Annotated in this window: 14 protein-coding genes and 1 pseudogene; 6 read left to right on the top strand and 9 right to left on the bottom strand. The window is 58.5% G+C overall.

Features of this window, described 5'->3' with window-relative positions; translation table 11 throughout:
* The first annotated feature begins 33 nt into the window (after positions 1–33).
* From CLAC_RS12830 to CLAC_RS09680, 4 genes and pseudogenes are all read left to right on the top strand, one after another.
* Positions 34–216, top strand: a complete 183-nt coding sequence (locus CLAC_RS12830) for a hypothetical protein (protein WP_053412745.1) — start codon at positions 34–36, stop codon at positions 214–216.
* Positions 217–257: 41 nt separating this feature from the next.
* A pseudogene (locus CLAC_RS13205) lies at positions 258–350 on the top strand (DUF2335 domain-containing protein); the annotation flags it as partial.
* Positions 351–647 carry a hypothetical protein gene (locus CLAC_RS12835; protein ID WP_245621857.1) on the top strand — a complete coding sequence of 99 codons (297 nt, stop codon included), beginning with the start codon at positions 351–353 and terminating at the stop codon, positions 645–647.
* Between the two features lie 24 nt (positions 648–671).
* Positions 672–1,814, top strand: coding sequence for a site-specific integrase (locus CLAC_RS09680; protein ID WP_053412746.1), 1,143 nt, complete (start codon positions 672–674; stop codon positions 1,812–1,814).
* 109 nt (positions 1,815–1,923) lie between these two features.
* Here CLAC_RS09680 and CLAC_RS09685 read toward each other — a convergent pair whose 3' ends face one another.
* Positions 1,924–3,063, bottom strand: a complete 1,140-nt coding sequence (locus tag CLAC_RS09685; protein WP_053412747.1) for a DUF5808 domain-containing protein — start codon at positions 3,061–3,063, stop codon at positions 1,924–1,926.
* Complete coding sequence (locus CLAC_RS09690) at positions 3,060–3,476, bottom strand: GntR family transcriptional regulator (protein WP_053412748.1); 417 nt, start codon at positions 3,474–3,476, stop codon at positions 3,060–3,062. Before CLAC_RS09690 ends, CLAC_RS09685 begins: the two co-directional genes overlap by 4 nt.
* A 513-nt stretch (positions 3,477–3,989) precedes the next feature.
* Between CLAC_RS09690 and CLAC_RS12710 the strand changes: the two genes are divergently transcribed.
* Positions 3,990–4,220 carry a hypothetical protein gene (locus CLAC_RS12710; RefSeq protein WP_156324828.1) on the top strand — a complete coding sequence of 77 codons (231 nt, stop codon included), beginning with the start codon at positions 3,990–3,992 and terminating at the stop codon, positions 4,218–4,220.
* A gap of 90 nt (positions 4,221–4,310) precedes the next feature.
* Positions 4,311–5,327, top strand: a complete 1,017-nt coding sequence (locus CLAC_RS09695) for an alpha/beta hydrolase (protein WP_053412749.1) — start codon at positions 4,311–4,313, stop codon at positions 5,325–5,327.
* Positions 5,328–5,419: 92 nt separating this feature from the next.
* Here CLAC_RS09695 and CLAC_RS09700 read toward each other — a convergent pair whose 3' ends face one another.
* The 7 genes from CLAC_RS09700 to CLAC_RS09720 form a co-directional block, all read right to left on the bottom strand.
* The gene (locus tag CLAC_RS09700; protein WP_156324829.1) at positions 5,420–5,995 is read right to left on the bottom strand and encodes a hypothetical protein; all 576 of its coding nucleotides are present in this window, start codon (positions 5,993–5,995) and stop codon (positions 5,420–5,422) included.
* Between the two features lie 92 nt (positions 5,996–6,087).
* A complete protein-coding gene (locus CLAC_RS12715; RefSeq protein ID WP_156324830.1) occupies positions 6,088–6,441 on the bottom strand; it encodes a hypothetical protein in 354 nt (117 codons plus the stop codon).
* Positions 6,442–6,561: 120 nt separating this feature from the next.
* Complete coding sequence (locus CLAC_RS13075) at positions 6,562–6,687, bottom strand: hypothetical protein (RefSeq protein WP_281175549.1); 126 nt, start codon at positions 6,685–6,687, stop codon at positions 6,562–6,564.
* A 163-nt stretch (positions 6,688–6,850) separates the two neighbouring features.
* Complete coding sequence (gcvT, locus tag CLAC_RS09705; protein WP_053412751.1) at positions 6,851–8,023, bottom strand: glycine cleavage system aminomethyltransferase GcvT; 1,173 nt, start codon at positions 8,021–8,023, stop codon at positions 6,851–6,853.
* A gap of 234 nt (positions 8,024–8,257) precedes the next feature.
* Positions 8,258–9,922 carry a solute symporter family protein gene (locus CLAC_RS09710; protein WP_053412752.1) on the bottom strand — a complete coding sequence of 555 codons (1,665 nt, stop codon included), beginning with the start codon at positions 9,920–9,922 and terminating at the stop codon, positions 8,258–8,260.
* A gap of 3 nt (positions 9,923–9,925) precedes the next feature.
* A complete protein-coding gene (locus CLAC_RS09715; RefSeq protein ID WP_053412753.1) occupies positions 9,926–10,303 on the bottom strand; it encodes a DUF485 domain-containing protein in 378 nt (125 codons plus the stop codon).
* 291 nt (positions 10,304–10,594) lie between these two features.
* Complete coding sequence (locus tag CLAC_RS09720) at positions 10,595–13,018, bottom strand: HAD-IC family P-type ATPase (protein WP_053413390.1); 2,424 nt, start codon at positions 13,016–13,018, stop codon at positions 10,595–10,597.
* Positions 13,019–13,126 lie beyond the last annotated feature (108 nt).

The raw sequence follows: 13,126 nt of genomic DNA on the forward strand, positions 1-13,126 counted from the left end.
ACAGTTTAACCAGAAGGCGAGGAGTGATGACCGATGACCAACCTGGAGTACATCATGAGCCGTCGCAAGACTCCAGTAATCGCCCGCTCGACGGACGGTCGAGTGATTCGAGCGACTCCGATTCACGACCCATCGGAAAACTTTCGGAAGGGCTGGGAACAGACAGGCACGGCTCTACGCAAAGCAATGGACCATTACGGAGCGATGACGCGATAACAGCCGAAATAGTATCCGAAAACTCAGAAGCATTCGCCCGAATGCTTCAAATTCGGCAAGGTCCGCTTCCTCCAGCCGAGGAACTAGCCCGATACGAGCAAGCCCTCCCTGGAATTGCAGAACGAATTGTATGCATGTCCGAAGGAAGTATCTCTGCTGCGAACGAGGCCACACTATCCGAAGCCGAAGTGAATAACGCAATCGCCTACTCAATCCGCGAAGATGCAAACTCACATCGCCGCGCCCAATGGATTTTTGCCGCGCTCACCGCAACCTTGATTGTGGGTGCCGTACTAACTTCCGTCAGTGGCACCAGCGGCACAACCGCATTCGCATTCCTAGCCGCATTAAGCGGCTTAGGAGTCCTACTAGCACCGCGCGCGATGACTAGCTGGAGTAATAAAGACAAAAGCTCCTCACCGCAGGAGTAATCTCGCCGCAGGAAGGCGTTTGTCATGGCTACCGTCTCCTACTACAAAACGAAAAGCGGCCGACGCTGGCAAGTGCAATACACGAAACCAGATGGTTCACGCACCCGCAAACGCGGCTTCCCAACCAAAGCAGAAGCCCAAGCCTGGATAGAAGACCAAGGCGTCGCACAAAGAAAAGGCACGTGGGTAGATCCCGCTCTGTCCAACATCCCCCTATCCGAGCTATGGGATCCATGGATAGCAATCAAGAAAATGCGCCACGGCACCTCAACATGGAAGCCACTAGACTCTGCCTGGCGCACCCACGTCAAACCCCGCTGGGGATTAACGCCTATTAACCAAATCACCACCGAACAACTACAGACCTGGATAGTAGACCTGTCTGAGAATAAATCCGTCACTATCGTCGAACGCTGCCTAGGCATTATCCGAGGGATGCTCGACCTCGCCATCACCAACAAACGCCTCACCACAAACCCGGCTACTGCAGTCCACTGCCCGGCGCGGAAGCGGCCGAAGCAGGTGTTCTTGTCTTTGGAGCAGTTGGAGGCGCTGGCGTCGAAGTGCTCGGACGATAAGAAGGCGTTGGTTTGGTTGTTGGGCACGTCTGGTTGTCGTTGGGGCGAGGCTGTGGGTTTGACGGTTGGTGATGTGAATCCTTTGCGGGGCCGTATTTCGGTGACTAAGTCCGCGTCGACTGTCGGTGGCCGGGTTGTGGTTGGAGCGACTAAGGGGCGTCGTGATCGTGTGATTGCTGCGACGCCGGCCGTTTTTGAGCTTTTGGTTCCGCTGATGGCTGGGAAGAGTCCTGATTGCCTGTTGTGGGAGAAGCGTGGTGGTGGGCATTTGACTACGCCGTCAAAGCGGTCGTGGTGGCATTCTGCTGTGGATGCGTGCGTTGCTGAGGACAGTAGTTTTCCTTCTTTGCTTACTCCCCATGATTTGAGGCATACTGCGGCGTCGTTGCTTATCTCTAATGGGGCTTCTGTAAAGGTCGTTCAGGCTCAGCTTGGGCACGCGAGCGCGAAGGAAACACTGGATATTTACTCTGGTCTTTTTGACGAAGATCTTGATTCAGTGATTGATGCTGTTGGTCGTGCACAGCGTGCTGCTGGGTCTCGAAGAAAGAACAAGGGTGAGCCAAAAGTGAGCCAAAAAGCCGACTAAACTTCCATATCCTGCATATATACGGTCATGCCAGAGGTTCGATTCCTCTCTGGGGCACTTTTTTATGCCTTTTTGCGCGAGCACCCTCTTGCCCCAGCCCGCCTCAGAGCTAGCCCAGGAACGGCAACGCAATGCACACAATTAGCACCACCAGAATCGTCACCATAAACACCTTCGCTTGCCAGGTCGCATAGTTGAAGTCCATGCCCACGCCGAATCGCTTTTCGACGAGCACTGCCGGGTCGTCCGGGTTGTAATAGAACGTGCCCAGCTTGTAGAACTTGTCGTTGTCCGGGCTGTCATTGACATCATCGGGCAGCTTGAAGCCGCGCAAGGCATCGTCCGTCTTCGACTGAGCGGTAGCAATTGGAACAAGAATGGCGACGCCGCCCAGCACCGTGAGAGCAATGAAGATTCCGAACGTGGCCCCCATGAACCGTTCATAGCCGGGCAGGTAGTTGATGACCTGCATGGTGGCAAAACCTATAGCCATCATTAGCGCCAGCGCACCAAAACCTTTGTTCATACCGGCGAGGACGGCCCGCGACCGGAGTTGTCCCTTAATGGAGCGGTCTCCTCGCACCGCAACCATTGTTTTCGCCACAGCGAGCGTGGATCCCCAGAGCAACGCAAGCGTTCCCAGGCCAATCCAGGTGGGGATGAATACTTGCGCCGCGGACTTGTCAGCCCATGCGTCCGGCTCGAGCCCCGGCCCCCAATGAGTGACTATGACATTGGGAATTTCTGACCACCGCGCCGCGACCAACGCCGCAGCAGAGCCCAGTAGAGACAGCGAAGCTAGGTACCAGAAGACTGGCACGCGTGGAGCCTCCACAACTGCGATGGCGCGGGCAACATCACTGTTCTCCCCTGCCGAGGCCCCGGGCGCAATCTGCGCCGAGACGGAATACTCAGCATCCTCAAACCAACCACCGGCGGACTTCGCCTCGATAATCTTTCTTCGCTGCGCAAGATAAGCTGCCAGGCCGAGTCCGAGGACAACCAGTGGCACCACCGATGCCCATTCAGGAGCTATCGGCAACGCCAGCACTGCGAGAGCCGCGACAGCGCCAGACGCCAGGACAAGGCGCCGGTAACGGGACACCGCACTGGCGACGACGGCGTCGTCGGCACGCGAGCGCGGTATGCTCACGCCTAGCGGAGTGGTGCGGGCGACCAATGCGGAAGTTATTGCCATTGCTACTGCGATTGTGAGCACCGCAAGGGCAATCGTGATTTTGATGATCATTGCTTCGTCCTCTTTGCGTTGGAATCTTGAGCCGACTGTGGGGCTACGAGCTGATCCAGCTGAGCTGACACATAGCACTGGAGTTCTTCTGGCGAAATCCCCTGAACGACAGCTCGAGCCAAGGTTCGCCGCAGCTCTTCATGGGCCAGGCGTTGCTGCTGTCGGGTCGGAGTCCGCCCAACAGTGATGACCGATCCGGACCTGCGCGCGGTGGTGACAATGCCTTCTGATTGAAGCAAGTCGTAAGCCTTTTTCACGGTTGCAGGATTAATGCCAAAATCTGCTGCTACTCGACGGACCGGATCCAGCCTCTGCCCTTCAACAAGGTCGCCGGCAGCGACCGCCTCGACAATTTGGTCGTGAATCTGCTGGAAGAGCGGAATCTCCGAACCTGGATTGATGGTGATATACATCCAATTCCCACCTCCTGTACTGTCGAGCATAACACAGTTTGTACTACCCCGAGCAATACAGGTGAGCAACAAAAGATGGCGACCCCTGTCTGCAAACCGCTTACAGCTTAAGAAAACCTAATGCAGATAAGCATGCGACAAATACATAAATGTCAGTATCTTGTCACCATTAATTGTTTTGCAAGAAACTTCCACAAATGTAACTACCATCACCAATACGCCTTATAGACACACCCTACGCACCCCCGAAGCTTAGCCTGCCATCATCCCAGCTACACCAACTAGGCAATGGGATAGCCACACCCCCAGGCGTTATCCCCAATCGATTACCCCTGCTACCCGAATATCGGGCGCGCAAACTGCATATTTAGCCAACCATTCATACTTAAGGTGGAATGTGTAGTGCACGCAATCGCTAAAACCATTTCTTTTTGATGCAATACTTGTGCTATACCTACAAATGTATTGTGCATTAAGCTTTCCCTAAGCTTCGATTTTGATTGGTACGACTCAATGCGTTCTTCTTCACGACGTACGCTGCGCCGAGGACAGGTAGCGATCGCGCTCACCTCCGCAATGGCCGTCATCTCCGGAGGACTGACCTCTCCTGCCATGGCACAGCCGGCACTAATCCCGACGATTCCAGGCTTGCCCGCAAGCCCGGCTGCACCGGCACCGGCCGACTCCCCGGCGGTGCAGTCTCCGGCGACTCCTGCAGGTGACGCTGCTAAGCCGTTCGACTAGTTCTACCGTGGCCAGACCCCGTCGGAGGAATTTGACTCCGGCAAGGAATACTCCTGGTGGAACGAGTGCGGCTTTTCTTCCAATAAGCACGTGTGCGAAAAGCTGTCAGACGGTACCGAGGACTGCAAGATTGTCCGCAATCCGGAAGATCACAATGCGGGCAACCTCGAAAACTCGATTATGGCGCAGTATTTCCGCAGCGCTGGCGAGTACGCGGACATTAGCCGCACCACAAAGCCATTCGAGTGCCAGACCCTCGGCAAGCACATGCGTGACCTCGCAAAGCAGTACGGTTATGTCGAACTGCCGAAGTGCTACGGAACCTTCCCGGAGAAGAAGTTCCCCACCAGCATCAACGACCTGATTAGCGCTCACTTCGTCTTCCCGTCGTTCATCAAGGACGCGCCGCAGGACCAGAAGCTCCCCATTGTGCTGCTCGGCCCGGGGCTCTTCGCTGACCCCGGCCTGCAGGACCACATGGCCGAGCTGCTGGCTCACCACGGCTTCATCGGTGTCCCGACCTCGTCTAGCTTCAACGGTTTCGGCGAGCAGTTCCTGGCTGCGACGATTATCGCGGACAAGGCCAACAAGGATCCGAATCACCCACTTCACGGACGTATCGATTTCTCTCGTCTGTACATGTTCGGACACTCCGCTTCCGGTGACTCTGCACTCGGTATGAACGGCGTGCTGGAGCGCGAAATGAAGCGCACAATTCCAGAGCTGCGCGTCGCCGGTGTTGTCGGTATGACTCCGAGTGTCGGTGACTTCTACTGGCACGGCCTCACCGGCAAGGCTCCGACCCTCTTCGTCGAAGCTGACATGGACCACGCCGCACCGTTCGGTTTGGCCCGCTGGCGCTACGGTCTACTCGACCAGCCGGCATGGTGGACTCCGGTCCGAGGTTCCCGCCACAACACCGAGATGGACGCGACTTACAACACCAGCGAGTCCGGCCTGACCCTGGCCTTCCTCCGCTTCCTCGAAGGAGACAAGGAAGCCGCTACCTGGTTCATCGGTGACGACTGGAAGCTGCCGAAGGACAAGGCGCTTTACGACGTTCGCCGCAACGCCGCTGCGGATGCGCTGGAGGCAGCGCCTCAGTAAAGGCATACAGCGCCTCAGCACGAAACGAAAAGAGGGCGGATAGGGATTTTAGGTTCCTATCCGCCCTCTTTCACGTCCCCGTGTGCACCTTGCTATTTGACCTCGCAAGGAGCGATGATGACTCGTTTTCCCGCAAGAACATCGAACGGATGTCTCCCCTTAAACAGGACACTCACCAAAACGGTAGCGAGGACTATCTCCAAACCCCACTCAAAACCAAATCCCTCGCTCGCTACGAACAAAATATACGAGTTACGCAGCAGCGCCGAGACAACGCCGGATGATCCGCCAACGCTATCGACGCCACAGTTATCTTCCGCGCTCGGATTCTCGGCTACAGCCAAAAGCAGCATCGTCTGCTGTCCGTACGTGCGCACTCCCCTGCACTCCCATACTGCGCGGTGAGCAAACAGAATCATGGGAGCTAGGACGTTAAACAATAGCTCAAATCCAGGAAGGGACCGGATGGATCCGCCTCCAGCGACAAGATCCCAAACTGCGGTCACCGCCCACACAAGAGCCGCTGAAATGAGAGCCGCCACCACGGCGTCGATAAACCACGCGGCCGCCCGCCTTAGTGCCAGTTCCGAGTTCTCCCGCGCTACCGACCGCACCCCTCGTTCAACTGTGGAGGAAAAACCGCCATCGGGCTGCTGCTGATTCGACATAAAACGCATCATATCCCCTAGGACTGCGCCTTCGAACACCGTATTTTCGGACTGGCAATGTATAGTGCCCTTTTATAAACGAAGGTTGTTATCTATTCCGTAGTCTCCTTCGAGCCACCATTACTAGATCCAATCGGGCCTGAACCCCAGAAAGCGAGAGACACCGTGCGAGTCACCCACACCTCCACCACCGCGGTCCCCCGCGTCGCTCGCAGCTGCGCGCTTGCCGGTGCTCTTGCCCTCACGGCAGCCCTCAGTGTAGCCTGCGCCGGCGAAACATCTCCGGAAAAATCCGGGGCATCGTCGGCAAGCGGGGTAAGAACCACCCGCACGAGCGAATCGACATCGACTACGGAGGCGGTTAGCTCTTCGGCGGGGACGCGGCCCGCGGCAGCGCCCCAGGTTCGAGAAGGAGGAGTTCCGAGAATCGGACAGCTCTGCCCCAATCGCGCCGGCGATGTCCGGAAAGGAGCAAACGGGCAGGCCCTGAAATGTTCCGTCGTGGGGAACAATGAAGTGTGGACCGTGGTTCCGGAAAGTTCCGATAGACACCAGGCCGTCGAGAGTCAGACCTGGATTCCCACGACAGCGGAATCCACAACCGGAATGCCATCCGAAACCTCGACACAGAACCCAGAGACGCCGGACAGCACCACCAGCGAGACCACAAGCCCAACTGGTTCCACGCGCACCGAGACGGATGTAGACCCCGGTACAACGAGGACCGAGGCCCCTGAAATCGACGCTCCCGGAATGCACGATGATATGCATTCCGAGCCAAGCGCCGAACCCAGCCAGGACAAGCGCTAAACCGCTAGCCACTAGCAAGGCACGGGGCAGGCCAGATAGGGGCGCCTACTTGCGGTGGCGACGATTGTAGAAAGGCGTCGGCACCACAGTCGCGGTGACATCGGAGTCTGCGACCTTAAACTCAGTACCCTTTGTGGCGAGCCAGCGCTCAACATAGGCGAAGGCAATCGGCTGCCCCAACGTCGGGGAAACCTTCGAAGAGGTAATCACGCCGGCCTCGTTACCGTCGGCATCGAGCAACTTGGTTCCGCGGTTCAGAGCCTCCGAGCCGGAGATTCGAAGGCCCGCCAGGACTTGCTTCGACTGCGGACGGTTAAACAGGGCGTTGCGTCCGATGAACTGCCCCTTGGTCGGCCCCATAATCGACTTCAGACCGGCCTCGAGCGGAGTGCGATCACGAGTCAGCTCGTAGCCGTAGAGGGGCATACCGGCCTCCAGCCGCAGGGTGTCGCGGCAAGCCAGTCCACAGGGCAAAAGACCGAGCGCCTCTCCCTTATCGGCCGGATCGGCCGGGGACTCCAATTCCCCGCCCGCCGCGAGAATAGCGCGCCAAACGTCTACGGCGCGATCCGCCGGAGGGAAGATTTCGAAGCCGTCCTCGCCGGTGTATCCGGTCCGAGCGACAATCATCTCAACACCCGCGACCTCGAGCAGGGTGCACGAGTAGTAGTTGAGTTCATCGAGCGTGGCATGAAGATCCTGCGGAAGCACGCGGCGGAGCAGCTTCGCAGCCTTCGGCCCCTGAACCGCGAGCAGTGCCGTGATGCGATCCATCAGCTCAATCTCAACGTTGTACCCGCCGACACGCTCCAGCAGGGTTGAGTGCACTTCCTCGAAGTTTGCCGCATTCTGAACCAACATGAATTCGTGGCTGCCGAGGCGGTAGATGATGAGGTCGTCGATGATGCCGCCGTCTTCCTGGACAATCATCGTGTACTTCGCGCGCCCCAGGGCGAGAGGCTTAATTGCAGAAATCAGGGTGTGTGCCAGGAAGGAAGAAGCATCCTCGCCCGTGACTCGAATGATGCCCATGAGGGAGAGATCGAACAGGCCAACCGCCTCGCGCACCGCATCGTGCTCCGCCACCTCCGAGGTGTAGCGGAAAGGCACTTCGTAGCCTCCGATGTTTCGCATTTCCGCGCCGAGCTTTACGTGCTCGTCATACAGGGCGCTGCGACGCGGGGTGGTGGCCACAGAGTCGACAGAATTGCCAGTCATACACACTCCATCAATTGCTCTAATGAGTTTCGTTCTAATACTTGTCCACCTTATCGCCAAGACACAAAGGGCGCTTTAGTCGCACCTTCCGTCTGCGCGGGTTTTCCCGATCGCTCTTGTGCTCTCGGCCCGCTTTCCGACGTTCGCTGCGTCTAAAGCGCTTTTGGTCCAGTCTGTGCCATCCCCGCTTTTAAACGGCGGAGAGCATCCAGGCAGCTGGGATTGAAGTTGGTTTTAGTGGTCGACGGCCGCCTCAGTACCGACACCGGTGAGGGAGCGCACTTCCATCTCTGCGGCGAGGTCCTCGAAATTGTCCGGCTTGCCAATATAGGTGGCGATGATACCGGCCAGGAACGCCAGCGGGATGGACACGATGCCCGGCGAGGACAGCGGGAACAGTGCGAAGTCTGCGGAGGGAATCATCGAGGTCTTGGAACCGGACACCGCCGGGGAGAAGACGATCAGAACCAATGAGGAGATGACACCGGTGTACATGGAGGCCACAGCACCTGCGGTGTTGAAGCGCTTCCAGAACAGCGACATCAGAATCGTCGGGACGTTAGCAGATGCAGCGACCGCGAAGGCCAGGGAGACCAAGAAGGCGACGTTCTGGCCCATGGCCAGGATGCCCAGGATGATCGATGCGACGCCGAGGACGATCACGGTGATACGGGAGACGCGGACCTGCTCAGCCTCAGTAGCCTGGCCCTTGCGGATAACGGCCTGGTACAGATCCTGGCCGACGGAGGCGGAGGCGGTAATCGCCAGGCCGGCGACGACCGCGAGAACGGTTGCGAATGCAACTGCGGAGACGACAGCCATGAAGATCGAGCCGCCCAGCTCGAAGGCCAGCAGCGGAGCGGCCGCGTTAGCGCCACCCGGGGCTGCATTAATGCGGTCCGGGCCGACCAGCGCAGCAGCACCGTAGCCGAGAACCAGGGTCAGCAGGTAGAAGCCACCAATGAGGATAATGGCCCAGGTCACAGACTTACGTGCTTCCTTGGCGGTCGGAACCGTGTAAAAGCGCATCAGAACGTGCGGCAGACCCGCGACACCGAGAACCAGCGCGAGGCCCAGGGAGACGAAGTCGAGCTGCTTGGTGAAAGAGCCACCATACTTTAGGCCCGGCTCGAGGATGTCCTTGGCCTGGTAGCCCTTCTCTGCCATGTAGGCAGAACCGGCGTGCATGTCCATAGCGTTCTGCAGGAGCTGGGAGAAGTTGCCCTTGACTCCGAAGAAGATGAGCAGAGTCATGATGATGACGGCGCCGACAAGTAGGACAGCCTTAATCATCTGAACGTAGGTGGTGCCCTTCATACCGCCGATCAAGACGTAGGCGACCATGATGATACCGACGACACCTACGACGATGGACTGCTGAGTCTTATCGTGGATATTCAGCAGAACTGCGACCAACGAGCCAGCGCCTGCCATCTGAGCAATTAGGTAGAACAGGGTCACCGCGAGCGTGGAGATTGCAGCGGCGGTGCGGACCGGGATCTGCTTCAGACGGAAGGACAAAACGTCTGCCATGGTGAACTTACCGACGTTACGCAGGGGCTCGGCGACGAGCAGCAGAGCAACGAGCCATGCGACGAAGAAGCCGATGGAATAAAGAAATCCGTCGTAGCCGGTTAGCGCGATGGCACCGACGATGCCGAGGAAGGATGCGGCGGAGAGGTAGTCGCCGGCGATGGCCAGTCCATTCTGGGTACCGGAGAACTGCGCGCCACCGGTGTAGAAGTCGGAAGCACCCTTGTTACCGCTCTTGCCGACGCGCGTAACAATCAGCATGGTGCCGACGATGAAGGCGACGAAGACGATAATGTTGAGAATCGGGTTACCTGCAGCTGCTGCGTCGGCGGTGCCTTCTGCGGCGAGGAAGTTAGTCGAGATCATGGCTTACTTTCCCTCCTTTGCCAGCTGCTGCGCGATGTCGCCGTTTTCCATGGCGTCACGAATCGCGGCCTGCATGGGCTCGAGCTTCTTGTTTGCGAAACTGATGTAAATCCAGGTGATGGCAAAGGTAGTTACGAACTGGAGAATTCCCAGAACAATGCCCAGGTTGATGTTGCCCATCACCGGCATTGCCACCAGTTCAGGGGCAAAAGTCGCGAAGAGCACGAACGCGATGTACCAGACGAGACCGGCAACGGTCATCGGAATGGTAAAGGAGCGGAACTTCGTACGGAGTTCCTGGAACTGCGCGGTGTCGCGCACATAGCGGTATTCCGCCGCTTGTGGCTTGTGCCGATTGGTCGGCGCTGGAACTGCGGACACAGGGTAATCCTTTCTAAGGGATGTTACGCGGGTGTTCGTGATGATTTACTCCACAGACACATCGAGTGTGTGCTGTGCGCCACATTTTTATTTATGTGATGGAACAAAGTTACCTGGAACACAGTTCGCCACGAAATGAAAGTCGGCTAACATCCCCTCAGGAGATGCTCAGACACCCCCGAAAAAACGCTGACCAGCAAACACGCCCACCAACACCGTTACCCCCGCAACGGATACACCTCTCCCCGCCATGTAACAGTGCTTAGTTAGCGACCATTAACTCGTAACGTGCTAGCCCTTCGAATGACCACGTTCGGAGGTAGCCCGGCGAATCCACCAGAGCCCTTCCACAATGGCAGCACCCAATGCGCCGACGGCCAACGCCGAAGCCAGCAACGCAGGCCCAACCTGATGCAGATGTAGCACAGCGGATACAACGGGAACAGTGAAGATAAATACGTACGCCCCGGCTGAGACTGCCAGCAGAACCAACTTCCACCAGGCGTACGGCCGCGCGACCACGACGAGCACCCAAAACGCAGAGACGATTAGCACCACCAGCGTCGCAGTCGACGCTTCCCCTCTAGCATCCGCGCTCGCCGAGACCCCCGGGTAGGCCCAGAGCCAGAACAGGAACGTCAGCACACCGACAGTCACGCCCGCCGGTATGGCAAGTTTCAGCACTCTAGATACAAATCCTTCGCGGGCCCGCTCCAGGTTCGGGGCAAGCGAGAGCACGAAGGCGGGGATGCCAATCGTGAACCATCCGGTCACAGTCACGTGAATCGGCTCGAAGGGATACTCCATGCCAATCAGTCCCACTGCCAGCGCAAGGACGACCGAGTAGATGGTCTTGGTCAAAAACAGGTTCGCAACGCGCTCAATGTTGCCAATCACGCGGCGCCCCTCCGCCACTATCGTTGGCATAACCGCGAACTTGTTATCAAGCAGCACCAGCTGCGCTACCGAACGCGTCGCGGGCGCCCCATCCCCCATCGCCACGCCGAGGTTTGATTCCTTCAGCGCCAGCACATCGTTGACACCATCGCCGGTCATAGCGACATGATGCCCGCGACCACGCAGAGCCCTGACCATATTGCGCTTGTGTTCGGCCGTAACTCGCCCGAAGATACGACGGTTTTCGACCTCATCGGCGAACTGCTGACTGGGTTTACCATCGGCACATTCGGGAAGCCTGCGCGCGTCGAGTGGCTGATTCGCCCCCTCGATACCCAGCTCGCGGGCCACTGCGCCAACCGCCTGCGCGTTATCACCGGAGATAACCTTGACCTCGACCCCCTCATCCCCGAAGTATCGAATCGTCTCGGCCGCATCGGAGCGCACCGTCTGTCCGAGGACAACCAGCGCTGCCGGCTCGAGCACGCCATCTCCCGGCTCCGGCGACTGCCCCGCCCCATAGGGAATCTCCCCCACCGGGACCGCCGAGGATGCCAGCAGCAGCACTCGCATCCCTGACTCCATCAACTCGCCTGCGCGCTCCATGCCACCTGAAGAGCCGTCGGCAAGCACATCTGGAGCCCCCAGCACCCACGTCTCGCTGCCTGAATAGGTCAGTCCAGACCACTTCAGCGAGGAGGTAAACGGCTGGGACTGCACTATCTCTCGCTTGCCGACGGAAGAATCGGGTTGTTCGAGGCCGTCGATAAGCGCCCGGGCGGTGGAGTTCGGGCGCTCGTCGAGACGGCAGAGGTCGAGTAGCACGGAGTCGATGTCGGAGCGCGAGCGAGAAGAGTCGATGAGTTCGATGGAATCGAGACGCATGGTGTTGCTGGTCAGGGTACCGGTCTTGTCGGCGCAGACCACGTCCACGCGGGCAAGTCCCTCAATCGCGGGCAGCTCATTGACCAGGACCTTGTGGCGGCCGAGCCGAATCACGCCGAGGGCAAAGGCGATGGTGGTCATCAACACCAGGCCTTCCGGCACCATGGGCACGAGCGAAGCGACCATAGCCAGCAGAGCTTCCTTGAACGCGCTACCGGAGCGGAAGAGCTGGGTGTAGATCACCAGTGCGCCGACTGGAATCAGAATCCAGGTGATGTAGCGCAAGATTGTATTGATGCCACGGAAGAGCTCGGAGTCTGTGAGGGTAAACTTGCTGGCCTCCGCGGCGAGCTTGGCGGCGTACGCCTCGGCGCCGACCTTTGTGGCCTGATAGGTTGCACTGCCCGCGATGACGGAGGACCCCGAGTAGACGGTGTCACCTGCACGCTTGTAGACGGGGTCGGACTCGCCTGTCAGGGAGGACTCGTCGACGGAGAGGTCACGGCCCGAGCGCACCACACCATCGACGACAATCTGGTCGCCGGGGCCGATCTCAACGAGGTCGTCGAGGACGATGGCCTCGCGATCAATTTCCTGGGCCTCTGCTCCATCTCTGATGACGCTTGGTTTCGCGCGGCCGACAATGGAGAGCTTGTCCAGGGTTCGCTTAGCGCGCAGCTCCTGGATTACACCGACGGCGGAGTTGGCGATGATGAGCAGGCCGAAGGCGCCGTTGACGATGGAGCCGGTGTAGAGCACGATAGCGAACAACACCGCGAGAATGGCGTTAATTCGCGTGAATACGTTGGCGCGGACAATGTCCCACACGCTGCGCCCGGACGTCGGCGGCAGGTGGTTGACCTTGCCCTCTTTACAGCGCTGCTCTACCTGACTCCGGGTCAGACCGGTTTCGGGGGTTTCCCACGACACGATCACTTCGCTCCCGCTTTCTCGCACGGCACATCGGCGCAAAGACACGATGGCATAACGGCAATTCTCCTTCGAAGCCTACCCGCGGACGGGAGCACTAAAGTTCCGCGG

The organism is Corynebacterium lactis RW2-5, from assembly GCF_001274895.1.
Taxonomy (GTDB): domain Bacteria; phylum Actinomycetota; class Actinomycetes; order Mycobacteriales; family Mycobacteriaceae; genus Corynebacterium; species Corynebacterium lactis.

Coding starts and splice junctions, on each gene's coding strand:
- CLAC_RS12835 (WP_245621857.1), top strand. CDS start 351: ATGTCCGAAGGAAGTATCTCTGCTGCGAACGAGGCCACACTATCCGAA.
- CLAC_RS12830 (WP_053412745.1), top strand. CDS start 34: ATGACCAACCTGGAGTACATCATGAGCCGTCGCAAGACTCCAGTAATC.
- CLAC_RS09680 (WP_053412746.1), top strand. CDS start 672: ATGGCTACCGTCTCCTACTACAAAACGAAAAGCGGCCGACGCTGGCAA.
- CLAC_RS09685 (WP_053412747.1), bottom strand. CDS start 3,063: ATGATCATCAAAATCACGATTGCCCTTGCGGTGCTCACAATCGCAGTA.
- gcvT (WP_053412751.1), bottom strand. CDS start 8,023: ATGACTGGCAATTCTGTCGACTCTGTGGCCACCACCCCGCGTCGCAGC.
- CLAC_RS09700 (WP_156324829.1), bottom strand. CDS start 5,995: ATGTCGAATCAGCAGCAGCCCGATGGCGGTTTTTCCTCCACAGTTGAA.
- CLAC_RS09710 (WP_053412752.1), bottom strand. CDS start 9,922: ATGATCTCGACTAACTTCCTCGCCGCAGAAGGCACCGCCGACGCAGCA.
- CLAC_RS09690 (WP_053412748.1), bottom strand. CDS start 3,476: ATGTATATCACCATCAATCCAGGTTCGGAGATTCCGCTCTTCCAGCAG.
- CLAC_RS12710 (WP_156324828.1), top strand. CDS start 3,990: ATGCGTTCTTCTTCACGACGTACGCTGCGCCGAGGACAGGTAGCGATC.